The 24,644-nt window shown below is 70.4% G+C and carries 18 protein-coding genes; 8 read left to right on the plus strand and 10 right to left on the minus strand.

What is annotated here, in order from left to right; all coding sequences use genetic code 11:
- Positions 1–36 precede the first annotated feature (36 nt).
- Positions 37–864: a helix-turn-helix domain-containing protein gene (locus ACWCOV_RS15600; RefSeq protein ID WP_449829922.1), complete on the plus strand. Its 828-nt coding sequence runs from the start codon at positions 37–39 to the stop codon at positions 862–864.
- A 3-nt stretch (positions 865–867) separates the two neighbouring features.
- Here ACWCOV_RS15600 and ACWCOV_RS15605 read toward each other — a convergent pair whose 3' ends face one another.
- On the minus strand, positions 868–1,659 hold the full coding sequence (locus ACWCOV_RS15605; protein WP_449829923.1) for an SDR family NAD(P)-dependent oxidoreductase: 792 nt from the start codon (positions 1,657–1,659) through the stop codon (positions 868–870).
- Between the two features lie 86 nt (positions 1,660–1,745).
- Here ACWCOV_RS15605 and ACWCOV_RS15610 point away from each other — a divergent pair, with 86 nt between their 5' ends.
- On the plus strand, positions 1,746–2,738 hold the full coding sequence (locus ACWCOV_RS15610; RefSeq protein WP_449829924.1) for a BtrH N-terminal domain-containing protein: 993 nt from the start codon (positions 1,746–1,748) through the stop codon (positions 2,736–2,738).
- Here the strand turns inward: ACWCOV_RS15610 and ACWCOV_RS15615 are convergent.
- The 3 genes from ACWCOV_RS15615 to ACWCOV_RS15625 all read right to left on the minus strand — a co-directional run bounded on the left by ACWCOV_RS15615 (position 2,735) and on the right by ACWCOV_RS15625 (position 8,304).
- Positions 2,735–3,502, minus strand: a complete 768-nt coding sequence (locus ACWCOV_RS15615) for a helix-turn-helix transcriptional regulator (RefSeq protein WP_449829925.1) — start codon at positions 3,500–3,502, stop codon at positions 2,735–2,737. The two genes, ACWCOV_RS15610 and ACWCOV_RS15615, sit on opposite strands and share 4 nt — an antisense overlap.
- 81 nt (positions 3,503–3,583) lie before the next feature.
- Positions 3,584–7,228: an outer membrane protein assembly factor BamB family protein gene (locus ACWCOV_RS15620; RefSeq protein ID WP_449829926.1), complete on the minus strand. Its 3,645-nt coding sequence runs from the start codon at positions 7,226–7,228 to the stop codon at positions 3,584–3,586.
- Positions 7,225–8,304: a HupE/UreJ family protein gene (locus tag ACWCOV_RS15625; RefSeq protein WP_449829927.1), complete on the minus strand. Its 1,080-nt coding sequence runs from the start codon at positions 8,302–8,304 to the stop codon at positions 7,225–7,227. Before ACWCOV_RS15625 ends, ACWCOV_RS15620 begins: the two co-directional genes overlap by 4 nt.
- Positions 8,305–8,422: 118 nt before the next feature.
- On the opposite strand from ACWCOV_RS15625, the gene ACWCOV_RS15630 reads away from it, so the two are divergent.
- Entirely contained in the window at positions 8,423–8,947 is a 525-nt protein-coding gene (locus ACWCOV_RS15630; RefSeq protein WP_449829928.1) for a GNAT family N-acetyltransferase, read from the plus strand.
- Here the strand turns inward: ACWCOV_RS15630 and ACWCOV_RS15635 are convergent.
- The 6 genes from ACWCOV_RS15635 to ACWCOV_RS15660 form a co-directional block, all read right to left on the minus strand.
- Positions 8,944–9,675, minus strand: coding sequence for an amidohydrolase family protein (locus ACWCOV_RS15635; RefSeq protein WP_449829929.1), 732 nt, complete (start codon positions 9,673–9,675; stop codon positions 8,944–8,946). The two genes, ACWCOV_RS15630 and ACWCOV_RS15635, sit on opposite strands and share 4 nt — an antisense overlap.
- Positions 9,676–9,736: 61 nt before the next feature.
- Positions 9,737–10,462, minus strand: coding sequence for a hypothetical protein (locus ACWCOV_RS15640; protein WP_449829930.1), 726 nt, complete (start codon positions 10,460–10,462; stop codon positions 9,737–9,739).
- Positions 10,459–11,727 (minus strand): DegT/DnrJ/EryC1/StrS family aminotransferase, encoded by a 1,269-nt coding sequence (locus ACWCOV_RS15645; protein ID WP_449829931.1) that lies wholly within the window; start codon positions 11,725–11,727, stop codon positions 10,459–10,461. Before ACWCOV_RS15645 ends, ACWCOV_RS15640 begins: the two co-directional genes overlap by 4 nt.
- Positions 11,724–13,679: a hypothetical protein gene (locus tag ACWCOV_RS15650; protein ID WP_449829932.1), complete on the minus strand. Its 1,956-nt coding sequence runs from the start codon at positions 13,677–13,679 to the stop codon at positions 11,724–11,726. Before ACWCOV_RS15650 ends, ACWCOV_RS15645 begins: the two co-directional genes overlap by 4 nt.
- Positions 13,680–13,688: 9 nt before the next feature.
- Positions 13,689–15,632 carry an outer membrane protein assembly factor BamB family protein gene (locus ACWCOV_RS15655; RefSeq protein WP_449829933.1) on the minus strand — a complete coding sequence of 648 codons (1,944 nt, stop codon included), beginning with the start codon at positions 15,630–15,632 and terminating at the stop codon, positions 13,689–13,691.
- 123 nt (positions 15,633–15,755) lie between these two features.
- Positions 15,756–16,967: a helix-turn-helix domain-containing protein gene (locus ACWCOV_RS15660; protein ID WP_449829934.1), complete on the minus strand. Its 1,212-nt coding sequence runs from the start codon at positions 16,965–16,967 to the stop codon at positions 15,756–15,758.
- A gap of 83 nt (positions 16,968–17,050) precedes the next feature.
- Here ACWCOV_RS15660 and ACWCOV_RS15665 point away from each other — a divergent pair, with 83 nt between their 5' ends.
- From ACWCOV_RS15665 to ACWCOV_RS15685, 5 genes are all read left to right on the plus strand, one after another.
- Positions 17,051–17,914, plus strand: a complete 864-nt coding sequence (locus ACWCOV_RS15665; RefSeq protein WP_449829935.1) for a hypothetical protein — start codon at positions 17,051–17,053, stop codon at positions 17,912–17,914.
- 50 nt (positions 17,915–17,964) lie between these two features.
- The gene (locus ACWCOV_RS15670) at positions 17,965–18,375 is read left to right on the plus strand and encodes a PRC-barrel domain-containing protein (RefSeq protein ID WP_449829936.1); all 411 of its coding nucleotides are present in this window, start codon (positions 17,965–17,967) and stop codon (positions 18,373–18,375) included.
- Positions 18,376–18,446: 71 nt separating this feature from the next.
- Positions 18,447–21,566, plus strand: a complete 3,120-nt coding sequence (locus ACWCOV_RS15675; protein WP_449829937.1) for a BTAD domain-containing putative transcriptional regulator — start codon at positions 18,447–18,449, stop codon at positions 21,564–21,566.
- Positions 21,567–21,606: 40 nt separating this feature from the next.
- Positions 21,607–22,764 (plus strand): MFS transporter, encoded by a 1,158-nt coding sequence (locus tag ACWCOV_RS15680; protein ID WP_449829938.1) that lies wholly within the window; start codon positions 21,607–21,609, stop codon positions 22,762–22,764.
- On the plus strand, positions 22,761–24,641 hold the full coding sequence (locus tag ACWCOV_RS15685) for an FAD-dependent monooxygenase (RefSeq protein ID WP_449829939.1): 1,881 nt from the start codon (positions 22,761–22,763) through the stop codon (positions 24,639–24,641). The genes ACWCOV_RS15680 and ACWCOV_RS15685 overlap by 4 nt, the downstream gene beginning before the upstream one ends.
- The last annotated feature ends 3 nt before the right edge of the window (positions 24,642–24,644 follow it).

The following is a 24,644-nucleotide window of genomic DNA, read 5'->3' on the forward strand; positions in this document are numbered from 1 at the left end:
CTACCAGGCCGGGTCCGGGGGATAGCATTATTCGCTGTGAGCCTTCGAGATCCTGCTGTCGAGGAGTCGCCGCACCCGGTCGTGCGGCGGCTGAACGCGGGGGAGTTCGACGAAGGGCCCGGCTATGCGACCTTCCGCCGCGGCGGGACGACGGACTGGCTGCTCATCCACACTCTCGGCGGACGCGGCCGGTTCGGGACCGAGGGAGACGACGTACTCGCGGAGCCCGGGACCACGACGTTGGTCCGGCCGGGCACGCTGCACGACTACGGCGTCGAGCCCGAGCTCCAGCGCTGGCACTTCCGGTTCGCCCACTTCCACCCGAAGCCGGAGTGGCTGCCGCTGCTGGACTGGCCGGAGGTCGCCCCGGGCATTCTTCAGCTGCGGCCTGCCGAGCCGACCGGCACCCGGATCGCGCATTGCCTGCGCGACGTCGTCCGGCACCAGTTCAGCGTGCTCCCGCAGGGTTCGCTGCTCAGCGTGAACAGCCTCGAGGCGGCGCTGCTGTGGTGCGACACCCAGAACCCGAAGGCGGTCCGCGTCGACGACCGCCTGCTCCGGGTGATCGAGCTGATCGACCAGGACCTGCGCGCGACCTTGGATGTCCCCAGGCTCGCGCGTGCAGCCAGCCTCTCGGTGTCCCGGTTCGCCCACCTGTTCCGCGAACAGCTCGGCGTCAGCCCCCAGCAGTTCATCGAACGCCGTCGCCTCGACGCCGCCAGCCGCCTGCTGGAACTCACCACCCGGCCGATCGCATCTGTCGCCGCCGAGGTCGGCTACCCGGATCCGCTCTACTTCTCCACCCGCTTCCGGCACCACACCGGCCTGAGCCCCACGGCGTACCGGCAGCGGGCGGAGAGTTGAGCGTCAGACGGCTGGGCCGGCGGTGACCAGGCCGCCGTCGATGACGAGGTCCTGGGCGTTGATGTAGGAGGCTTCGGGGGAGGCGAGGAAGGCTACGGCGGCGGCCACGTCGTCGGGGGTGCCGAGACGGGCGGCGGGCACGGCGGCCAGGACGGCTGCGTGGGCCTCGGGGGTGACGTTGTCGTGGAACATCGGGGTCTCGATGTAGCCGGGGCTGACCGAGTTGACCCGGATGCGGCGGGGCGCGAGCTCGGCGGCGAGGGTGTGGGTGAGGTTGTGGACGGCTGCCTTCGTGGCGGCGTAGACGGACGCGCCGGGGAGGCCGCGCTGGATGGTCCAGGAGGCGTTGATCACGATGGCGGCCTCGTCGGACAGGAGCGGGTCGAGCTTCTGGATCGTGAAGAAGACGCCCTTGAAGTTGATGGCCACGACTCGGTCGAACTCGGCCTCGGTGGTGTCCGCGGCGGGCTCGAAGGCGGCGACGCCGGCGTTGGCGAACAGTACGTCGAGCCGCCCGAAGTGATCGCGGACAGTCGTGACGAGGTCGTCGAGGTCCGCGAGACTCGCGGTGTCACCCTGGACCGCGACCACCCGGTCGGCCGGCGGAGTGGCGCCTGGCGCCGCCGCGGCGGCGGTGCCGAGGAGGGCCTCGGCGGCGACGTCGAGCCTGGTCTTGTCTCGGCCGGTGATCACGACGTGGGCGCCTTCGGTGAGGAGGCGGTGGGCGGTGGCCAGGCCCATGCCGCTGGAGCCGCCGGTGACGAGGGCAATCTTGCCGGTGAATCGGTGCGTCATACGGCCCAGCGTGCCGCTGGTTGCGTGGGGCAACCAGAGTCCAGTGGACCTGGGTCTGCCACCACCACCCTGATGAGGGAGGAAGAATGAGCGGCATGACCATGGTGAGGGAGATCGATCTCCGGGGTATGCAGCACTGTGAGACGACGGCGCTGGGTGTGCTGCTGCGGCATGAGGGACTCGACTTGTCCGAGCCCATGCTGTTCGGGCTTGGCTCCGGACTGTCGTTCATCTACTGGGACAGCAAAGCCATGGGCTTCCCCTTCCTGGGAGGCCGGGTCAAGCCGTTCGAGCTCACCAGGAACCTGGCCGCTGTGCTCGGGCTTGAACTGCTGGTCGGGGAGACCACCTCTCCGCGCAAGGCATGGCAGAACGTGGCGGCACCCGTCGATGCCGGCCGGCCGGTCGGCCTTCAGCTCGACAGCTACCACCTGGATTACTTCAGCACCAAGGTGCACTTCGGCGGGCACGTCGTGGCCATGTACGGCTACGACGAACAGAACGCCTACCTGGTGGACACCGACCAGCAGGGCGGGGCCGTCTCGACCAGCCTCGCCAGCCTGGCCAGGGCCAGGGCCGAGCGCGGCTCCATGACCGCCAAGCACCGCTCCTTCACCATCACGGCACCCAGCAGCCTGACATCACCGCAGGACCGGATCGTCCCCGCGATCAAGACCTGCGCCGACGCCTTCCTCAACCCACCGGTCGCGAACCTGGGTCACCGGGGCATCGAGAAGACCGCCAGGCAAGTGCCGAAGTGGCTGCAGCGCAGCAACAATCCGCGGGAGGACCTGCCACAGGCCGCCGTCCTCATGGAGAGGGCCGGCACCGGCGGCGCCCTGTTCCGCAACCTCTACCGGGACTTCCTCGCCGAGTGTGCCCAGCTGATCGACAGCAGGCATCTGCGCACTGGCCACAGCCTGTACACCGAAGCCGCCAGCCTCTGGACGCAGGTGGCCACACTCATCGCGACTGCAGGCGAAACCGGCGACGCGAAGAGCCTCCTGCAGGCCAGCTCCATCCTCCATGAGCTCTCGCGTATCGAACGCGACGCGATGCAGGCACTCAGCATGCTCTAAGCGGGTCGCGGGACGTACAGCTCCAGGAGCCAGTCCGGGTGGTCTGTCACCGCCAGCGTGGTCAGGTCGAAGAACAGTTCACCCGCTTCCGGGTGGTTCACCGCCTTGACGGCCTGTCCGGGTACGCCGACCTCCTGGCGTGACCACAGTGCGGCGAACTCCGGACTCGCCGTACTCAGCTCGTCCACCACCCGGGCGAACTCGGGATCGCCGGGCGCACGGGCCGCGTCGGCTCGGAACGCCGCGACCACGGCCGGTGCGACGGCGGCCCAGTGGACGTGCATGCCGCGGTAGCGCTCGTTGGTGAAGAACGAGATCAGGCAGTTGTGGTCGGTGTCGTCGTACCCGAAGACTGTTCGGGTCGCGTCGTTGATCGCCAGCAGGTTCCAGTACCGGTCCCGCAGGATCGCCGGTCGCGGCGACCACGCGTCGACCAGGCGGCGCAGCTCGGGGGAGACCTCGGTGCCGGTCGCTGGGGTGAGCGGCGGGTTGAGACCGGCGAGCAGGTGCAGGTGCGCCCGCTCCGGCTCCGTCAGCAGCAGCGCCTTGCAGATCGCGTCGAGGACCTCGCCCGACACGTTGATGTCGCGGCCCTGCTCGAGCCAGGTGTACCAGGACACCCCGACCCCGGCGAGCGACGCGACCTCCTCGCGCCGCAACCCCGGCGTCCGGCGCCTGCCGGCATCCGGGAGCCCCACGTCGGCGGGCGTCACCGCCGCCCGCCGAGCGCGCAGGAAGTCCCGCAACTGCTCCCTCGTGGCCACACGCCACGATAACAAACGCGCGCCCGCGGGCCTGAAGGATCTCAGGCCCGCGGACGCTCGGGTCCAGCAGGTTTCAGCAGGTCAGAACGCGAACTGGTTCAGTACGGCGAACTTGTCCGCCGCGCCACCGTTGCCGGCTGCAACGATGCGGCGGGTGATGGTGTGGCCGCCACCCGCGGGCAGCTCGAGCTTGAACTTGCTCATCGTGAAGTTGCTCTGCGAGTAGCCGGTGAAGGCGCCGCTGTCGGTGGAGTAGACCAGGCCGTAGGTCTGGTTGTCCGGACCGGTGCCCGCCTGGCCGATCCACCGCTTGGCGTCCGGCACCTGGCTGAACGGTCCACCGCTGGTGATCACCGGGTAGCCCGAGACGGCCGATCGCGAGCCGGTTCCGTCGTGGTCCATCGCGTCACCGGCCCAGACGGACAGCGCCGCGCCGGACTCGTTCGTGAACGTCGTCGCCGCGGTGACGAACTGCTCGTCCGGCGTCGCCGTGTACGTCGTGACGATCTTCAGCCCAGGGTGCTCGGCCGAGGTGCCGGTGACCCGGACGACCGCCTTCGCACCGGTGTTCTCGACGATCTGTACGTCGTTCGACCGGGTCTGCAACTGCTGCCACGAGTTGCCGCCGAGCGGTTCGGCGGTGCTCACGTACGGCAGGTTGATCCAGTCGAGCTGGTCCGGCTGGCCGGTGATCGCCAGGTCGAGCACCTTGCCGGTGGTCGACTGGGTGAGCTGCGGGTCGTTGAAGACCTTGGCGACCGAGAGCGCGAGCTTCCTGTTCTCGATCACCACGTCGTCCGGCCCGCCCTCGACCAGGCCGCTGGGCAGCCGCTTGCCGATACTCGCGTCGACCGCGACCGGCGAGATCTCGAGATCGATCCCCGAAGCGCCGGTCTCGCCGACCGTGAGCTCGCGCGCGGCGGTGGCGAAGCCGAGCTGGGCGGACTGGATCGTGTAGGTTCCAGTGCCCTTCTCGACGGCGATCCGGTAGTTGCCGGCCGAGTCCGTCGACGTCGCGGCGATCGCCGTACCGTTCTGGACCAGGCTGACCGCGGTCGAGGCGAGCGGCTCGCCGGTGCCCTTCTTGGTCACCTTGCCGGACACGACCGGCCACGGCTTGGCCGCGACACCGCCGGGAGTGAAGGCGTACAGGTTGCCGTCGAAGGCGCCGACCACGACCGTGTTGCCACTGACCGCCGGACCGGCCGTCACCCAGGTGCCGAGGTCGTGCTGCCACAGCGGCTGACCGGTCCGCGCGTCGAGCGCGGAGAAGCTGCCGCCGTTGGAGCCGACGAACAGCGTGTTCCCACTCAGGGCCGGCGACGTGAACGAACCGCCGCGGTACTGCTGGCCCGGCAGCAGGCGCTTCCAGATGACAGCACCGGTCGCTGCGTTGAGTGCGGCCACCTCACCGCTCGGGAAACCCATGTAGACGACGTCACCCTTGATCGCGGCCGCGGCCGGGGTGGCGTTGCCGTTGACCAGCGACGGCCAGGAGCTGCGGTAGCTCCACAGCGTGGCGCCGGTGGTGCCGTCGCGCGCGATGATGCCGTTGCCCGAGCCGATGAAGACCCGGCCGTCGGCCGCGGACGGGATGCCGTCCTGCCAGCCGCCGAGCGCCGCCGCGCCGATCCACTCCTGCGCACCGGTCTGGAGGTTGTAGGAGATGACCCGGTCGGCCGTCTCGTTGCCGACGTACACGTGACCGTCCGAGACGACCGGCGTGCCGTCGCTCATCGTCGCGCCGCTCATCGGCGCCGCCCAGATCCGCGTGCCCGTCTTGGCGTCCAGCGCGACGAGCAGACCGCGGCTCGCCTCACCGTGGCGGGTCTGGTACGGGTACAGCACCTTGCCGTCGGCAACCGTCACGCCGTAGTACCCGTAGGTGCGCTGGTTGTTGCCCTCCGGCGCCGGACCCGGGTCGTTGCGCCACTTCAGCTCGCCCGTCTTGGCGTCCACCGCGAACAGCGTGCCGCGCAGCGTCGGCACGTAGACCAGCCCGTCGGCCACGGCGACACTGCCGTGCACCGACGACGGTACGGCGTAGCTCCACAGCTTCTTGCCCGTCGCCAGCGACACCGCGTGGACGGCGCTGTTGCCGTCACCGTTCTCGTCCCGGGTCCCGGCGTACACGACGCCGCCGACGATCACGGGGGAGCCGGTGAGGAAGGTGCCCTTGGTGCGGTACGACCAAGCCAGCCGTTGGCCGGCAGCGATGACGTCCGGCGAGACACCGCTGTGGGTGGCGTCGCCGTGGTGCTGGGACCAGTCGGCGCCGGCTACCGGCTTGATCGCCTTCTCGTTCGTCAGCGTGAAGGTCGACGTCCGCTTCCAGGTCGCGCCGGTCTGGTCGGCGGCCTCCACGGTGATGGTGTGCTTGCCGATCCGGGTGCGGCCGGGCAGGACGCCGTACCAGGTGAACTCGCCGGTGGAGTGCAGCGGCAGCCAGTTGCCGTTGTCCAGGCGGTAGCGCACCTTCTTGGGGGCGTCGCTGGTGTCGTAGGCGTTCACCTGGATCCCCGGGAAGCGGTCCAGCGGGACCGAGGTGCCGGGCGCCGGGCTGACGATGGTGAGGTCCTTCTCCGCGCCGTACAGCCGGAACGGGTTGTCGAAGGCCTTGTTGTCCATGTTCACGAACCGGAACCCGCGCGGCGAGTTGTCGATCGTGTACGAGCTCGACACCGTCTGCACGTGCTTCGCGGTACCGGCGAAGTCGCTGCGCGGCTCCACGTCGTTGGAGTGCTCGTGGCCGACCAGCATCAGCTCGGCGCCGTACTGCTCGAGCAGCTTGCCGTACTCGTCGTACACCGAGGGCGAGCCGAACGGCACGTTCATCGGCTGGTGGGCGAGCACGACCAGGTGCTTGCCCGTCTTCACGTTCTGGGCCAGGTCGGCCTTCGCCCACTCCAGCTGCTCGGCGAACGGCGCGGCGCCGTTGTTCTCCAGCACCAGGAAGTGCCGGTCGCTGTAGTCGAAGGAGTACCACTCCGGGCCGACGTGCTTGCGGTAGTTGTTGATCCGGTCCTTGTACGTCGACCCCGCCGAGTACTCGTGGTTGCCGACGGCCGGCCAGACCGGCACCTTCGAGTGCGCCGTACCGGCCTTGTAGAACTCGAACTCGGCGTCGGTCGCGTTGTTCGTCAGGTCGCCGCTGACCTGGATGAACGCGAGGTGCTGCCGGGTGGTGTTGATCTCGGTGATCTGCTCGGCGAGCTGGGCGTTGACGTGCGGGTCGGCGACGTTGCCGAAGGTGAAGCCGCCGTCCTCGGACTTCTTGTCCTTGCGGAGACCGAAGTTCACCTCCCGGGTGTCACCGGTCGCGAGCTGACCGAGGTCGCGGTAGAACTTCGCGGTCATGTTGGCGTCGGTACCCACCGAGTACCCCGCCGGCTGCGTGACGAAGACCAGGTCGACGGTACGGCGCTCGACGTCGGTGTTCAGCGTGTAGCGCCCCTGGGCGTCGGTGACGACGATCTGCTGCCCGTCGGACACGCTGACACCGGGCAGCACCGGCTCACCGGGGTCGATCCGGTCGTCGTTGTCCCGGTCCTCGAAGACCGTGCCGGAGATGGTCGCGCTCGGGCCGTCGACGGCGTCGGCGATGACGCCGCTGAGCGGAAAGCCGATCACCAGCGCGGTCAGGCCACCGGTGACGCCGTACAGGATCCGGTGCCACCTGGTGGCGACCGGTTGTTGATCGCGAGACGAGCGGGTCAGGCGAATCATCTGAGGAAGAACCTTTCTACGAACCAGAAGAGGCCGAAGGCGGCGACGACCCCGGTCGCCGTGCGGACTGCCGGAACCGCGATGCGGGTCCGGCGGATGAACATGGTCAGCGGGAACACGGCGACCAGCAGCATCGCCTGGCCCGCCTCGATGCCGATGTTGAAGCTCAGCAGCGAGACGAGCAGTTCCGGACTGACCGCATCGGTGATCCGCAGCGACCCGGCGAAGCCGAGGCCGTGCAGAAGACCGAAACCGAAGACCACCGGCAGCCGGTGCCGGGTGGAGCCGAGCAGGTTCTCGACCGCGACGAAAGCGATCGACAGCGCGATCAGCGGCTCGACGATCACCGCCGGCACCGAGATCCCGCCCAGCAGGGTGGAGACGAGCGTGACGCTGTGCGCCACGGTGAACATCGACACGACCTGCAGCAGGCTGCGGAACGTGGTCGCGCCGAGGATGAGCGCGACCACGAACAGCACGTGGTCCAGGCCGAGCAGGATGTGCTCGATGCCCATCTTGGTGAACTGCAGGCTGGATGACGCGAGCGTGTTGTCGCCGACGGTGAAGTCGTGCTTCGAGCGGTCGAACACGGTCCGCCCGGACTGGTCGCCGAAGGCGTACTCGACCACGTTGGTGTGGTCGTCGGCGACCGCTTCGGACTCGGCGAAGACGTCGTACCGGAGCTTGAACTGGCCCGCGTCGCCGGGACAGGAGTAGACCAGGCCGAGGTCGGCGTACGGCTTCTCCGCGCGCTGTCCGACCGAGGTGGTCTCGAGCGCGGGCTCGCAGGCGGCGCTGTCGAGCGAGACGACGACGCGATCATGCAGGTACTCCTCGAGTTCGGGCTTGGCCGTGTCGAGGGCCTGCGCCCGCTGGCCGTCGTCGGTCGCCGGGGCGCCGAGGTCGACGGCGCGCGCGAGTACGGCGTACTCCAGGCTGAGCTGGTAGGTCACCTGGCTGCCGGTCTGGCGGACCGTGGAGTAGCCGGTGGACGCGATCACGTGGGCGGAGGCGGTGCTCGCTCCAACGGTGAACAGCAGGAGAACAAGTCCGGTCAGGGTCAGCAGGCGCCGCATGAGAGTCCATCCCACGCGCCCCCGGCAGCCATTGGGTGACCAGTCAGGAAACGATTTCCCTCCGCCGTACGGCGAAAAATTACAGCTGCGACCGGGTCGCATCGACTAGCTTGGGTCCGTGCAGAGCTACGGGGTGGACGTGCTGGAGATCGCCGACGAGCTGACCGAGGCGTACGTCGAGGTGTTCACGGCGCCGCCGTGGACGTTTCGGGTCCCGGCCGAGACCCGGGTCGCGTTCCGGTCCCGGCTGGAGGGGGACGCGCGGCGGGACGGGTTTCGGGCGCTGGTGGAGCGGTCGCCGGGTGGGTCGATCGCGGGGTTCGTCACCGGGTGGACGACGCCGTCGCCGTTCCGGACGGACCGGGCCTACGGGAAGGTGCTCGAGCGGCTTGGCGCGGAGCAGGTCGAGGACTTGCTGGTCGGCGGCTTCGAGATCGACGAGTTGGGCGTGTTGAAGTCAGCCCGGGGGACAGGCCTGGGCCGCCGGCTGCTGGAGGCGGCTGTCGTTGAGCAGCCGCGGGCTTGGCTGCTGACCTGGGATCAGGCGCACGACACGATTGCGTTCTACCGCCGCGTCGGGTGGGTGGAGCCGCCGGTTCGCGGGCCGGAGACCGACATCGTGGTGTTCGTGGCGCCTAGCTAGAGGTTGAAGAGAGCAGTGGCGTTCTGGTGCATGACCGCTTCGCGTTCGGTGGGGGTGAGGTTGGCGGCTTCGAAGGCGCCGACGGCGACCGAGGGGTCGATCAGGGTGGCGTCGGTGCCGAACATCAGGCGGGACGGGCCGAGCCGGTCGAGGATCCAGCGGATGCGGTTCGCCTCGGGGGCCGACCAGCAGGGTTCGAACCAGATCCGGTCGCTGCGGCTCGCCGCCTCCGGGACCAGCGGCCAGCCGTTGGCGCCCATGTGGCCGGCGATCACCCGGGCGTCCGGCACCCGGTCGGCCACGTCGGCGAGGTCGAGGACGTTCTCGCCCCAGGTGTGCACCAAGGTCGGCAGGCCGTACTCGGTGGTGAGCTCGATCGCCGCCTGCATGCCGGGGGAGTCGATCGGGGTCCGGCTGTACTCGGTGTGGATCTTCGCGCCGACCCATCTTGTCCGGCCGTCCCCGGACAGGAGCTCGTCGAGGTCTGCGCGAGCCTCGTCCAGCCGGCGCGGGTCGACCACGAGCATCCCGCGCAACCGCGGATCCTCCGGGAGTTGCGCGGCCAAGGACCGGTTGCCGGCCGGGGCGTCGTACACGATCGCCTCGATCGCCGACACCAGCTGGATGTCGATCCCGAACCGATCCATCAGCTCGCTGTTGACACTGACACTGCCAACGTCCATCGAGAAGAACCAGGGCCCCCAATGGGCGTGCACGTCGATCACCATGACAACTCCGAAAGGCGGGGGTGGTGGGTGGCGGGCCCCCAGTGGGCGTGCACGTCGATGATCATGCCTGCTCCAGGAGTCGGGTGAGGTTGTGGCTGCCGGTTCGGGCGATCTCCGGCGGGGTGAGCTTGGAGGTGAGGAGGCGGCGGACGACTGCCTGGGACTCGTGGAACGGCGTCCGGCAGCCCAGGACCAGTCGCTCCGCGCCGACCTCGGCGGCGACGATCTCCAAGGAGTCCGGGCCGGTCAGCATCCGCGTCGAGGTGTGGAACCCGGCCTCGCCGCGCGCCAGCACGACGAAGTCGCCCAGGTAGTAGAAGTGCGTGTCGAGGAACACGACCCGCGCCCCCAGCCCGCGCAGCGCCGGACCGACCTTCCGTACGTCGCCCTCGGTGAAGATCGTCACGCCCGCGTCCACCAGCAACCGCACGACATGCTCGAAGGCCGCGAACGTCGGCTCGACCCCCTGCGACGTCGGCGCCAGCCGGAACGCCCGCGGCGGCTCCGCGGCGCCCAGCAGCCGCTCCAGCTCCCGCTCGGCCCCGAGCGGATCGCGCAGGTCCAGCACCGGGCACGCCGTCCATCCGTTGCCCTCGGCAACCTCAGCGGCCTCGTCGTTCCCGCTCGGCACGTCGAAGTACGTCGCCCGCAGCGACGACACCACGCCACCGGAGATCCCGGTCGCCTTCATCACGTCACGCACCGACTCGGCCCGGCTCCACCGGCCGGTCGTCACGTCATGCCCGACCAGCACGTCGCAGTCCAGCAGCACGGGTACGTCGTTCATCCGGCCACCTTAGCCAGCGCGGTATGGACCTTCCGGATCGCGGTCACGATGTCGTCCACATCTCCTGACGTGTAGTTCTCGTTCCAGGGCAGCACCAGCAGGCGGTGGTTGATGAGTTCCTCGGCGTTCGGGCAGAGGCCCACCGGGTACTCGACGTCCTGCAGCGGGAAGTGCGAGTCGCCGTACGTGATCCGGTCCCGCAAGGCAGGGGCGCCGTACAGCGGGCTCGTCAGGTAGCCGCCGTTCGCGGGGATGCCCTCGGCGGTCAGCGCGGTCGCCCACTCGTGCAGGTCGCCCGCGACCTCGGGGTCGAGGATCAACGGGTACTGCCAGTAGACGTGGTCGCCGGTGTCCGGTGGGGCCGTGATCCCAGGGAGGTCGCCGATCCCGGCGGTCGCCCGCGCGGCCGCGGTACGGCGATCTGCCACGACGCCGGCCAGTCGCGACAATTGCGCACGGGTGACCGCGCCGACGAGTTCGGTCATCCGGTAGTTGAGGGCGAGGAAGAGATAGTTGCGTTCGTTGGTAGCCCGCGGCCAGCCCTTGTCCGCGAACAGCCGCATCCGCCGGGCCAGCGCCGCGTCGTCGGTGACGACCAGCCCACCGTCGCCCGCGCTGATGTGCTTGGTCTGCTGCAGGCTGAAGCAGCCGATGTGCCCGATCCGGCCGGTCAGGGTGTCGCCGACCGGTGCGAGGTAAGCCTGCGCACAGTCCTCGATCAGCATGATCCCGTGCTGGTCGCACAACTCCCGCAGCTCGACGATCGGCGCCGGCTTGCCGAACAAGTGCACCGCCATCACGGCCTTCGTCCGGGGCGTGATCGCGCCGGCGACCGCGGCCGGGTCGAGGTTGCCGGTCACCGGGTCGACGTCGGCGAACACCGGCACCGCGTTCTGCATCAGGATCGGGAACACGGTGCCCATGTCGCTGATCGGCGTGGTGATGATCTCGTCACCCGGCTCCGGGTCGACCGCGGCCACCGCCAGGTGCAGCGCCGCCGTCCCGGAGCTGCACGCGACTGCGTGCCCGGCCCCCAGCAGCGCCGCGAACTCTTGCTCCAGCGCGGGAACCTCGGTGCCCCAGGTGGCCGACAGCATGCCGCTGCGGAGCACTCGCTCGGCGGCCTTCACCTCCTCGTCGCCGAAGCGCCGGCCGGAGGCGTCCATCACCGTCGGCAGCGGGCCGGAGCGCACCGGGGCGCCGCCGTCGCGGGCGAGTTCGGGCTGGTCCATCGCAAGGTTCCCCACGTGGTCTGAGTTGCTCATGGCAACGGCATCTGGACGAGATCGCGGTCGGCGAGGCCCCAGACGCTGTGCGGCGCCCCGCCGCGGACCGGCGACAGCTGTGGCACCGTGTACCACCCGTCGCCGAGCTTGTTCACCAGGAGTTTCGCCTCGGTGAGCCCCGGACCGAGCCGGTACAGGTTTCCGCCGAAGTTCGTCTCACAATAGACGCCGGTCCGGTCCGCGTAGATCTCTCCGTACCCGGACAGCTTGTTCGTGCCGCGGACGACGGCCCGCGTCCGCAGGTCGTACGTGAACCAACCCCCGCTGGTCCGCTTCAGCACGCCGTACAGGATGCCGTCCTTGACCGCGACGCTCTGGATCGAGCGCTCACCGGCGAGCGGCTCGACCGTCCACAGCAGCTCGCGCCTGCACAGGTCGAACGCGCCGATCGCGGCCGCCGACCGGGTCGGGGTGATCCCGCCACCGCCGACGACGTCACCGCCGAGGTAGGCGATCCCGTCCACGATCGAGACCGACATGACGCTCTGGTCGGGCAGGACGCCGTAGTACACGTCGAGCTCGCCGGTCCGGGTGTCCACGAGAGTCAAGGCGCCGGTGAGTTTGCCCGTCCCGGGCGCCGAGGCGATCGCGAGCAGCTTCGTCTTCTCGTCGTACGCCGCCTGCCACGGCCGGATCTGGTCGTGGCCGATGATCCCCAGGGAGTGCACCTCCTTGCTCCGCGGGTTGATCCGGACCACCTCCGTGCTCGGATAGATCGCCGAGTACAGCTCGCCGTGCACCCAGGTGAGGGTCTTGGCCTCGCCGGGAACCCGGATCCGGCGGGTCGCGCCGGTGCCGATCGCGTGCTCGGTGACCACCCAGTGGCCGCCGACGTACAGATGGGGGTCGCCGAGCTCGATCGACTGTGGCTTGTCCGGCGCGGGCGTGAATCCGGCGTCCACCAGATCCAGCAGCTCGAACTCACCCGAGGTCAGGTCCAGCCACCAGAGCACCCCGGAACCGGTCGAGCCGAGCAGCGTGGTCGCGTCGAGCAGGACAAGACGCCGGTGCTCGTCGGCCGGTGCGGGCGTGGCAACCGCGGTCAGTGCCGTGTCGGCCGGGCCACAGGACCACACCGTGCCGGACCGGCGAGTCGTCAGGTACGCCGTGCCGCCCGGGCTGACCGCGATCGCATCGACGCCGGTCTCGCCCGCCGGCAGCGGGACGATCCGCGCGTCGCTGCCGTCCGGTGCCATGCTCACGAGCGCCCCGGAAGCACCCGCGTAGATCCGGTCCGCGGTGGCCGCGAACGGGCCGAAGTTCTGACCACGCAAGGCCGCCGGCGTGAGGTCGCGGAAGGTCCCGGCCGCCCGGTCGTAGCCGACCAGCTGGGAGGGCGTGTAGATCCCGCCGTAGACGAAGTTGCCGGCGGCGCCGACGTACCGCCCGTACTGCGCGCCTGCCACCGGTGCGCCGAGTCGGGTCAAGGCATTCGTCGCGGGGTCGATCTGCCACAGCGTGCCGTTGGGATAGCTCGCCGCGAACACCTGACCGTCCGGGGCGGTCGTCATGTCCCAGACGAACCCGCCGGCGCCGGCCAGGCTGCCGACTCGCGTCAACGCCGCGGTCGCCGGGTCGAAGCAGTAGACGTCGGCGACCGGGTACAGCCCGACGTACACCTTGCCTGCGGCAACCGTGATGCCCCAGCCGCCTTCACCGACCGGAAGGTCGATGGTCCGGGTCACCTGCCGGGTGGTCAGCGAGATCTCGACCAGCTTGGGCGGCACGATGCCCCGGGTGATCACGTACGCATGTCCGCCGTGGACGGCCATCGCCACCACCGCGGCCGTCAGGCACGCCGGTCCGAAGGTGGGCAGCGTGGAGCCGTCGATCGGATCGGCCTGGCCAACAGCTCGGGCGCCGGAGATCGGCAAGGTGGTCGCGGCGCCGGTCAGCAGGGCGCCGGTCAGGACGGTGCGGCGAGAGATCATCGGAAAGCCTCACTTCTCGCTGGGGAGATTGCCGATCCGGACCAGGTCGCGGTCCTTGATCGTGTAGAGGGCGTCGCCGGTGTGCGACGTCGTGATCAACGGGAAGCCGTAGATCTGAGCGCCCAACCCGTCCACGACCGTGGTCACGGACGGCGGACCGGACCGCTGCGGGACGACCTGGAACACCCGCTTGCTGTCCGTCCCGAAGAGCCCCGACCGCGCGATCGTCAGCTGGCTCTGACTCGTGCCGATGCTGACGGTCGAGAGCACCTTGCCGGTGCGCGGATCGAGTACGGCGAGCCGCCCGTCGTCCGTGGTCGCGTACAGCCGGCCGCGGTAGACCACCAGATCGCTGTAGGACTGCGCGTCCGGAAGCGGCGTGACCTCCCAGAGCGTGCGGTTGCGGAGCAGGTCGAACGCGACGACCGTTGCCTCCGGCAAAATCGGTTCGGTGCCGAGGCTGTTCCGGGTGGCGCCGCCCAGGTAGGCGATGCCGTCGGCCGTGGCGACCGAGCGGACGGACTGCTGCGGAACCACCCCGCGGTGCACCTCGAGCTTGCCAGTGTCCAGGTGTCGCTCGGTGAGCGTGCCGTCGTACTTGCCGTAGTCGGGTTCGGTGGAGAGCAGCCAGGTCTTCGAGCGGGCGTCGTACGCCTGGTCGGTCGGGCGGGTCTGCTCGTTGCCGATCCGGTCGAGCTCCTTCAGGCCGGAGCCGTCCGGCTTCATCGACCACAGCCGGGCGAGGGTGTAGACGCCGAGGTACACGTCCTGGCCGACCGGCGTGAGCGTCTTGGCCTCGCCGGGCAGGAAGGTGCGCGTGCTGGTCCCGGCCGCGAGATCGTGGACCTGGATCCCGGCCTTCCCGCTGACCAGCACCGAGGTCGCGGTGGCGGCGATCCCCATCGCCTGCTCCGGCGCCGGTGGCAGGCCCGCCGTGCCGAGGTCGGTCCCGGTGAACGTGCCAGTGGCCGAGTCGAACTCGACGACCTGTGACGTCAGCTCGGCCCGGATGGTCGAGCCCTCGACGAAGATCCGGTTGAAGTAGGCCCCGTCGTACGGCGAGCCCAGTCGGGTCAGCGTGCCGCCGGCGTACCGGTAGAGGGTGCCGGACGGGCGGGTGCCGAGGTACACGTCACCGGTCGGCGCGTCGATCGTGATGGCGGTGACGTACTGATCGCCGCCCGGAGTCTGCACCTCGACCGGGTTGCTCAGGTCGGTGGTGTCGAACACCAGCATCGTGCCGGTGGGGGAGAGGCCGGCCGCGAGCTTCGTCCCGGACAGGCTGAGGGTGGCGACGAAGGTGCGGTCGGCGTACTGCGCGGGCAGCACGTTCCGGCGCTCGCCTGTGGCCCGGTCGATGGCGATCAGGTACGCCTTGGTGCCGACGCCGGCGTAGATGGTGGTCGCGTCGGCGGCGATGCTCCGGACGTACTGCTGGCCGGGGACCGCGGCGCCGTACGTCCTGGTCGCTCCGGTGGCCGGGTCGTACTCGTGGACGCCGCCGTCCGGGTAGGTGCCGACGACGATCTTGCCGTCCGGAGTGGCGGCGATCGACCAGATGAACGAGCCGAACCGGGCGACCTTGGTGGCCGTGCCCGACACCGTGTCGACCCGGTACAGGTCGCCTGGGGTGTAGAGGCCGACATACAGGTCGGTACCGAGGTGGGTCATCGCCCAGGCGCCGGCGCCGGTCGGCAGCGTGAGCTTGCGGTCGACCGTGCGGGTCACCGGGTCGAACGCGCCGACCTGGATCGGGGAGACACCGGAGGTCACCGTCCAGATCCGGTCGCCGACCTGCTCGGCGACGCTGGTCGAGGTGACGGCCGACGCCGGGCCGAGATTGTCCACGGTCACCGCGCTCGGGCCAGCCGTTGCCGGGCTGACCGAAACGCTCACGAGCGCTGCGCATATGACGAACACCGCGAGCAGCTTCCGTGCAAATCGCTTGTCCACAAGGCCTCCCGGGACACCGCGACCGGTTTTACGGTCATGGCTGAAATTACCCGGCAGCGTACGCGCGGCCGAATCGGGACGTCAACAGGCCACGAAGCGACCTGTGGAAAAGCCGCGTGCGGCTCAGAGGTGCACGCGGTAGACGACCAGCGGCCGGCCGCTGCCGGTGCCGATCTGGGTGCCGGTGGCGTCGGCCAGCCCGGCCCGCTCCAGCCGGTTCAGCACCCGGCGCGCGGTCCGCGGCTGGATACCGAGGTGATCGGCGACGGTACGCGTGGTCAGCCCCTCCGGCGTGGCGTGCACGAGCTCCTGCAGCCGCTCGAGCGTTGCCTTCGACAACCCGGCGCGCTGCGCGAGCAACTGCAGTTTCGTGCGCTGCTGCGCGCGCGGCGCGGCGCCGCCGACCAGGACGAGGTCGATGTCATTGCGCAGCGAGACCACGGCCGCCGTCCGCCCGGCCGTCTTCGCGCGGCCGAGCGCCCGCCGGGCCAGCGCCTCGGTCTCGGTCCCCGAGCCGCCGATGCCGAAGCCGATCCGCACCGGCCCGAACTCCTCCTTGAGCCTGGTCAGCATGCCGAGCTCGGTGAACGACGCGGTCGCCTGCTCGAGCGGTCCGCGCGTCGCCACGACCAGGTACCGCTTGTCGTCGTACCTGATCACGCTGCCGCCGAGCGAGCCGGCCTCGCGTCGCAGCGCCTGCTCACCTTCCGGAGCGATCTCGACCAGACCGAGGGCGATCCGCGCATCGTCACTGCGCAAAGCGTCATGAACGAGCAGCAGGCTGTTCACCGCGGCCCGCACCGAGTGCACCGAGGGAGCCAGCCGGACGGTGACCTGCTCGGTCCGGAGTCTCTCGTACGCCGACCGCAGGCAGGTGATCGCGATCGTCGCACCGGCCTCCCGGTGGAACGCGATCACCTCGTCCGCGCTCAGCCCGCGCCGGTACGGCAGCACCTTGACCCCGGCGGTCGGCAGCCCGACCTCGTCCAGCGTCTCGTGGACCTGCGCCTCGGCCAGCACGTCGATGCTCATCGAGGTGACGTCACGGCCTTCGCGCAGCAGCTGGACCAGCGCCCGCATCAGCGTCGCCCCGGTGTACTCCACGTGCGCGGCCGGACGGTCGAGCAGCTCGTGCGCCGCGGCGATCTGGTACGGCACGACGCCGGTGAACAGCCAGGCGTCGACACTCGCCGGTGCCTCGGCCATCACTCGTGGGGTGTCGGTCTCGCGCCGGTAGCGCAGCGGGACGACCTCGACACCGCGAAGCGCCGCGACGATCCGGCTGGTGGAGGTGACCAGGTCCGACGGCCCGACGACACCGACCGTCGTCACCATCCCGGGATCCCCTCCTTCATCGGGCCAGTCTCACCACAAGACCAGGCTGCTGCAAGAACCCTCGCCGTAGAAGACTGGCTGCCATGGCCCGACGCGTAGCACTCGTGGAGCTCGACACCTCGCACCCGGCGGCGTTCGTGCCGTTGCTGCGCGAACTCGGTCTGGAGATCAGCGCGGTCCTCGACACCGGGGCCGTGCGACCGCCGTCGTACGCCGACGAGTTCGCCGGGCGGCATGGGATCCCGGCCGTGGCGACCACGCTGGACGGACTACCCGCGGACGTTGCCATGTTGCTGGGCTGCGACTGGGACCAGCGCTACCAGCAGGCGTGCACACTGCTGGACGCTGGTACGGCGGTGGTGCTCGACAAACCGCTGGCCGGCCGGGTAGGCGACCTGCGCGACCTGGCGGCTCGAGCTGCCGCCGGTCAACCGGTCAGTGGCGGGTCGTCGTTCCGCTGCCTGCCCGAAGCGCTCGCCTGGCGGGAGCGGGGTGAGACGGCCTCGCTCGTGCTTGTTGGTTGCGCGGGGCATCCGTTCTACTACGGCGTGCATGCGGTGTCCTTTGCGGAGGCGCTGCTCGGTCCGGGGTTCACGGCTGCCCGGGCCTTGGACGAGTCCAGCCGGTGTGGGTGGCTCCGGCATGCGAGCGGAGCCGAAGTGCTGGTTGACGTCCAGGACGGCTACCCGTACTTCGCCACCGTGGCCACCGCGTCGTCGGTGGAGCACCTGCGGCCGGACCCGGCCGGCGTCTACCGGCCGTTCCTGGCTGCGCACCTCCAGCAGGACAAGTCGCCGTACCTCAGCGTCGAGCCCGAGCTGATGCTGCTGGCGCTGGCCCACTCCGCGGCGACCGGTGGTGGCTGGGTCGAGCCGGAGGCCCTGCCCGACGACTACTCGCCTTGGGACGCTGCCGCCTACACCGCTGCGTACACGCCACCGGCATAACCGCGGTCACGGTGGGTACCGGACCACCCTGCTAGCACTAGGGAGGACCGATGAACGAGTTCACGCACACTCTGGTCCGACTCCAGGACGCCGGGCTGACACTGTCCGATCCGGCCGATGACCTGCGCGGCCGCAAGGTCGTGGACCGCAACGACGACGAGGTCGGCAAGGTCGACGGCCTGCTGATCGACGAGGACGAGCGCCGGGTGCGCTTCCTGGAGGTCGGCGAGGGCGGTTTCCTCGGCCTCGGCGAGAAGAAGCGGCTGGTCCCGGTCGACGCGATCGCTCGCGTCGACGACGACAGCGTGCACATCTCCACCGACCGCGACCGGGTCGTCGGCGGACCGGTGTACGACCCGGACGTGGTACCGGAACGCCACTACCTCGAGGACGTCTACGGCTACTACGACGTCCCGCCGTTCTGGGGTCCCGGGTACTTCTACCCGGGCTGGCCGCGTTAGTCGATCACCAGGCCGGAAAAGCCGAATCCTGACATCTCGCCTGCGGCCGGTGGCCGACGTACCTTACGTCTGTGACATCAGGGGGAGCTGAGCCGCGCTTCGGGATCCTCGGTGATCTCGTGGTGACGGTGGATCACCGGCGGCTCGAGGTGGGCGGGCCGAAGCAGCGCGGGCTGCTCGCGATGCTCCTGATCCACCTGAACCAGCCGGTGTCCGCCGCTCGGCTGACCGAAGCGCTCTGGGGGAGTGCGCCGCCGGCCGGCGCCGAGGTCACCCTGCGCACGCACGTATCGCACGTACGTCGCCGCCTCGCGTCAGTCGGCGTGGACGGCGTACTCGTCACCCGGCCGGCCGGGTACAGCCTGGTGGTCGATCCGGAGCGGGTCGACGCCTATCAGTTCGAGCAGCTGGCCGGACTGGGGCAGGAGGCCTTCGGGCTGGGCGATCCGGAGCGTGCCGCCGAGTTGTTGCGCGAGGCACTCGACTGGTGGCGTGGACCGGTTCTCCGCGACCTCGGTCATCCGCTGTTCGCGGAGGCCGAGACCGCCCGGCTGGAAGGCCTTCGCCTGGACGCGCTGGAGGCCCGGATCAGCGCGGATCTCGCGCTCGGCCGGTACGACGTCATTCCCGAGCTCGAGCGGCTGGTGGTGGACCACCCGTTTCGGGAGCGTTTCCACGGCCAGTTGATGCTCGCGCTCTACCGGGCCGGGCGGCAGGCCGACGCGCTGGCGGCGTACGCCTCGGCACGGGAGCGCCTGGCCGAGGAGCTCGGGCTCGATCCCGGGCCGGCGCTCGCGGCGCTCGAAACGTCCATCCTGCAAGGGGATCCGGCGCTGCTGCTGGAGCAGCCGGTGAGTCAGGTCAAAGCTCCGCCGGATGCGCTGTTCAGCAGTGTGCGCAGGGGCCGGATGGTCGGGCGGGCAGGAGAGCTGGATCGCCTGCGCGGATTCTGGGACGAGGCTGCGGACGGCGCCGGGCGAGTGGTCCTGGTGTCGGGGGAGGCGGGCGTCGGCAAGACGCGGCTGGTCGCGGAGTTCGCCGATGGGGTGTCCGCGCAGGTACTGGTGGGACGCTGCGACCAGACCGAGATCCCTTATCAGCCGATCATCTCGGCCTTCGACGACAGCGCCGAGATCGCGTCCCCTGAGGCAATGCGGACCCGGGTCGCGAGCTCGCTGGCGCGGCTGGCGCCCGCCGTACTCGTGGTGGAGGACGCGGAGCGCATCGACCACGCCAGCGCGGCATTGCTGCGGCACGTCCTGCGCCAGCTGCCTGCACGCGTGCTGGCGATCATCTGCTTCCGCGATCCGCCGGGGACGAGGCATCCGGCTTTGCTCGAGCTGGTGGGTGACCTGTCCGGAGCGGACCGACTGTCACTGCAGCCGTTGAGCGAAAGCGATCTGGGACTGCTGGCCGGTGACCAGCCGGCGGAGTTCGTGCACGAGTTGTGGCGCAGCACGGGTGGGAACCCGTTCTACGCGACCGAGGTGCTGCGCGACGGGCAGTCCGTGGTCCCCTCCGGCGTACGCGACGTGCTGCGGCATCGCCTCCAAGCGTTGCCGGCCGAGGCTCAGCAGGTGGTGCGGTGTGCCGCGGTCCTCGGCCGGGAGGCCGAGTACGGCGTACTCGCGCAGCTGGTCGACCTGGCCGAGGATCCGCTGATCGATGCGTTGGACGAGGCGGTCAGCGGCGGGTTCCTGGTGGAGGCGGGCAGTTCGTGGAAGGCGACGTACAGCTTCCCGCACGACCTGATGCGAGAGGCCGTGTACGCCGACCTCCCGCAGACCCGGCGGCAGCGGCTGCACGTCCGCGCCGCCGAGGCGTTGCTATTGCCAGGAGCAACGGTCGGGGCGGCCGCCGTACACCTCCGGGCCGCCGGATCGGCCGCAGATCCGGAGCGGGCCGCGGACCTGAGCATGCGGGCGGCGGACGAGGCGGCCGGGCTCTACGCGTGGCACGAGGCCGTCGACCATGCCGAGGCTGCGATCGAAGTCCTCGACCAAGCGGGCGCGCCGCCGGCCCGGCGCGCCGAGGCCGCTGTGCAGACGGCGGTTCTGCGGCTCAAGTCGAGCATCGGCGACCGCCGGGCCGTCGAGCTCCTGGAGTCCGCGCTGGAGCTGTACCGCGGCGACGACGATGCCGTGGCGACCGTCCACAGCCGGCTCGGTGGCGCGTTGTGCACGAACCACTCGGTGATGGACATCCCGCGCGCGATCGAGCACCTCGCGGCCGCGGAGCGACTGACCGGCGACCGGTTCCACCTGCACCGCGGGATGGCTCAGGCGGCGATGTACGGCGTACGCACCGACGTGCTCGGTGATGCCGTGCACCGGGCGGAAGCGTTGGCGAGTGAACTGGGCCGCCGCGACCTCACCGTCGTGGCGTCCTGGGGCCGGGCCTGGTACGAGTTCAACCGGGGCCGGCTGAGCGCCATGGCGCAGACCCGCGAAGCGATGTGGGAGACCGCGCACGAGCTGGCGGATCCGTATCTCGGCTGGACCTCGGTGAGCGGCGCCGCGCTGTCCTCGACGGAGTACTTGCTGGACCCGGTCGCGGGCCGGGCCTGGTGCCGGCGCGGCCTGGCGCAGGCGCGGTTCGAGACCTTCGAGCACCCGCACGGCACCATCGTCGACCAGCTGGCGCTGGCGCTGGCGGCGATGGGCGACCTGGAGGACGCGCGCCGAGTGGCCGAACCACTGCCCGCTGATGCGGTCAGCCGTCGCGTCCTGACGTTTCTCGGCGGTGACTGGGTGGGCGCCGAGCGCGACTGGGCTGCGGCCTTCCACCGGGACGAGGAGGCGGGCGACTTCCACGACGCCGCCTTGAACGCGCGCTGGCTGGCCGGCGTGCGCAGGCTGCTCGGCGACCAGGACGGCGCGGTCGCCGTCTTGCGGCGTGCAGTGGCGATCGGCGCCGAAGGTCCGCAGCTGCCGACCGAGCTCGCGGCCCGGGCCGAGCTTGCCCAACTGCTGGCGGAGATCGGTTCGGTCGACGAGGCAACGGCGCAGGTGGCGCGTTGCGACGAGATCATCGGGCAGGGCGAGGACTGGCGTGGGCTGGCCGGGGTGGTCGAGCTCGCGCGCGGTGCGGTGACCGGCGCGGACGACGCGTACCAGCGGGCGGTCGAGATCTTCACGACGTACCGGCTGCCCTGGCGGCGGGCGGCGGCGTTGAAGGCCTGGGGCCGCTGACTCAACACGACTTCAACATCGTCCGGTCATCGTTACCGGCATGAACCAATCTCCAGCGGCGGACAGTGCGAGGCTGTTCGGATCGCTTTTCGCGGCGCAGTCCAGCCTGCTGGTGCTGACGCCGATTCTGTCCGGGGTCGCGGCCGACCTCGGGGTCTCACCCGCGACAGCGGGCCAGCTCCGGTCGCTGTCCGGGGTCGCCGCGGCACTCGTCGCGATCGGCCTGGTGCTCAGCCGGCGCCGTTGGGAACTTCGCGGCCTGCTCGAGGTCGGCCTCGGCCTGCTGAGCATCGCCGCCTCGGCCAGTGTGCTGGCACCGTCCTTCGCCTGGCTCGCCACGGCCCAGGTCGTCCTCGGCGGCGGCGTGTCGCTGGTCCTGGCCGGCGGACTCGCGGCAGCCGGGAGCTGGGCACCGGCCGGGCAGCGCTCCACGCTGTTGTCCTGGGCGATGGTCGGCGCACCGAGCGCCTGGATCGCCGGGATGCCCGTGATCGGGTTCCTCGGCGAGCACAGCTGGCGACTCGCCTGGCTGGTGCCACTCGTCGCGAGTGTCGTCACACTCTCCGCAGTCTCCCGGCGTCAGAGGGGTACGCCGGAACCTGCGCCGACCTCCGTGCGCTCGCTGTTCCGCGGTGCAGGCGCCACTCGATGGGCAGCCGGTGAGCTGCTGGCGTACGGCGGTTGGTCCGGCGTGCTCGTCTACGTCGGCACCCTGCTCACGGACGCCCACGGTGCATCGACCTCGTCGACCGGTCTCGCGCTGGGCGGCGGTGCGATCGCCTATGTGGTCGCGACGTTCCTGGCCCGGCGCTGGGTGGACCGCGCGGCCCGGCCCATGGTGCTTGCCGCCGGTTCGGCGCTCGTAGCAGCCGCGCTCGTGCTCGGCGCGGTCCGGCCGTCATTCGGCTTCTCCGTGATGATGTGGGCGGTCACCGCCTTCCTCGCCGGCGTCCGCATGATGGCGGGCAGCACGGCCGGGCTCGATCTGGCCGGTGTCGGTCCACTGCAGGCGATGAGTGTCCGGGCCGCGTCCATGCAGGCGGGCTACCTGGCCGGCGCCGTACTCGGTGGAGTGGGGCTCGCGCTTGGCGGATGGACGGTTGTCGGCGTCGCGCTCGCCGTACCGCTGCTGCTTGCCGTGGTTGTGACCGCGACCGATGATCGGAGTGCCGCCCGACCGAAGGTGGGTGTGCGATGACCGAGCGGTACGACGCTGTCGTGGTGGGCGCGCGGTGCGCGGGTTCGACACTCGCGATCGTGCTCGCCCGGGCCGGCTGGCGAGTCCTGTTGCTGGACCGCGACCGGTTCCCGAGCGACACCGTGTCCACGCACGTGATGTTCCCGGACACGCTGCAGCGCCTGGACGAGCTGGGGGTGCTGGCTGAGCTCCGGGCCGCGCACGAGTTGCGGATGGTGAAGTTCAGTTGGCGGGTGCTCGGTCACGACGTGGCCGGCGGGTTCACGCCGGTCGGGGGGTACGACCGGGCGACCTGCGTACGGCGGATCACGCTCGACGCGGCGTTGGTCAACGTCGCGAAGTCGGCCGGCGTCGAGTTCCGGGCCGGCGTCGAGGTGTCGGCGTTGATCGGTACCGATCCGGTCCAGGGCGTCGTACTCGACACCGGGGAGCGGATCGAATCCACCTGGGTGTTCGGCGCCGACGGCCGGGTCTCGACCGTGGCACGGCGGCTCGGGGTGCCGGCGACAGACGAGAAGCGCGGTGAGATGGCGTTCCTGCTGGCGTACTGGCGGGGACTGCCGCCGTCGGACTGGTGCCACATCGACGTCCACGAGCAAGCGGCGTTGATGTCGGTGCCGTGCGAGGACGGGATCCACCTGCTGTCCGTGACCGGCACGCCGGACATCACCCGGGGCTCGGCCGCGCAACGCGAGGAGCGCTACCTGGCCGCGCTGCACCAGTTCCCGGCCGTGCTCAACGCCCGGCTGCTCGAGGGCGCCGAGCGGATCTCGCCGATCGTCGTGGTCCCGGAGACGATGCTCCGCGGCTACTACCGGAAGGCGACCGGTCCGGGCTGGGCCTTGCTCGGCGACGCCGGGCACTTCAAGCACCCGGTGACCGCACAGGGCATCGGCGACGCGATCGAGCAGGCCTGGTACATCGGTACGACGCTGGCCGCCGGCGGCGACCTGGACGGCTACCAGGAATGGCGTGACCGGCGGGCCGCCGAGTTCTACGAATGGTCCTACGGATTGGCGGTGTTCGCGCGCGGCCGGGCCGCCGGGCACTTCTCCGGTCTGGCCTCGGATCCCGTGGCCGGTCAGGAGTTCCTGGACACGTTCACCAAACGAGTCCGCCCGTCGCGGGTGAACACCCGTGAGCGGTCACGCCGCTGGAACGCGGCCTGGTCGTACGACGACGGCCGCCGGCAGATCCTGGCCCTCGATCTCGACGCGGAACGGCTCGCCCAGCAAGTCCCGGCCTGCCCGGAGTGGACGGTGCGGGACCTGATCGCCCACCTGGCCGGGATCGCCGAGGACTCGCTCCGCGGGACGTACTTCGCGGACGCCATCGACGCCTGGCGCGATCCCGAGCTCGCGGAGCAGCGCGAAGCCTGGACCGCCGGTCAGGTGTCGACCCGATCGGGCCGAGCTTTCGAGTCCGTGTTGCGCGAGTTCGACGAGTACAGCGGCCGGCTGGTCACGCTGATGCGCCGGGGCGAGGGCCTGGTCGTCGACGGACCGCCATGGTTGCTCTCGGCACCGGTCGGCGACCTGGCCGTCCATCTCGCGGACCTGCACGAGGCGCTCGGTCTCGAGTCCGATCCGTCCGCGCCCATCACGCAGTACGGCTTCGCGGCGTACCGGGACTGGCTGCGGGCCCGGATCGAGGAACGCGGCCTGCCGGCGCTGCGGCTGTCCGACGGCGACAAGGACTGGGTGCTCGGGTCAGGCGACCCCGCGGCCACCGTGGTTGCCGACCGCAACGAGCTGTTCCGCGCGATCACCGGCCGCCGCAGCGAGCCGGACATCCGCGCCTACGAGTGGTACGGCGATCCTGCGCCGTACCTGCCGATCATCGCGCCGTACCCACTTCCGGCCGGCGCGTTCAACTAGGGA

This window comes from Kribbella sp. NPDC002412 (assembly GCF_053592935.1).

What these genes read in the sequence shown, in the direction of transcription:
- ACWCOV_RS15670 (WP_449829936.1), top strand. Translation starts at nt 17,965, where the DNA reads ATGAACGAGTTCACGCACACTCTGGTCCGACTCCAGGACGCCGGGCTG.
- ACWCOV_RS15650 (WP_449829932.1), bottom strand. Translation starts at nt 13,679, where the DNA reads ATGATCTCTCGCCGCACCGTCCTGACCGGCGCCCTGCTGACCGGCGCC.
- ACWCOV_RS15620 (WP_449829926.1), bottom strand. Translation starts at nt 7,228, where the DNA reads ATGATTCGCCTGACCCGCTCGTCTCGCGATCAACAACCGGTCGCCACC.
- ACWCOV_RS15635 (WP_449829929.1), bottom strand. Translation starts at nt 9,675, where the DNA reads ATGGTGATCGACGTGCACGCCCATTGGGGGCCCTGGTTCTTCTCGATG.
- ACWCOV_RS15640 (WP_449829930.1), bottom strand. Translation starts at nt 10,462, where the DNA reads ATGAACGACGTACCCGTGCTGCTGGACTGCGACGTGCTGGTCGGGCAT.
- ACWCOV_RS15625 (WP_449829927.1), bottom strand. Translation starts at nt 8,304, where the DNA reads ATGCGGCGCCTGCTGACCCTGACCGGACTTGTTCTCCTGCTGTTCACC.
- ACWCOV_RS15665 (WP_449829935.1), top strand. Translation starts at nt 17,051, where the DNA reads ATGGCCCGACGCGTAGCACTCGTGGAGCTCGACACCTCGCACCCGGCG.
- ACWCOV_RS15660 (WP_449829934.1), bottom strand. Translation starts at nt 16,967, where the DNA reads ATGGTGACGACGGTCGGTGTCGTCGGGCCGTCGGACCTGGTCACCTCC.
- ACWCOV_RS15645 (WP_449829931.1), bottom strand. Translation starts at nt 11,727, where the DNA reads ATGAGCAACTCAGACCACGTGGGGAACCTTGCGATGGACCAGCCCGAA.
- ACWCOV_RS15605 (WP_449829923.1), bottom strand. Translation starts at nt 1,659, where the DNA reads ATGACGCACCGATTCACCGGCAAGATTGCCCTCGTCACCGGCGGCTCC.
- ACWCOV_RS15685 (WP_449829939.1), top strand. Translation starts at nt 22,761, where the DNA reads ATGACCGAGCGGTACGACGCTGTCGTGGTGGGCGCGCGGTGCGCGGGT.
- ACWCOV_RS15610 (WP_449829924.1), top strand. Translation starts at nt 1,746, where the DNA reads ATGAGCGGCATGACCATGGTGAGGGAGATCGATCTCCGGGGTATGCAG.
- ACWCOV_RS15680 (WP_449829938.1), top strand. Translation starts at nt 21,607, where the DNA reads ATGAACCAATCTCCAGCGGCGGACAGTGCGAGGCTGTTCGGATCGCTT.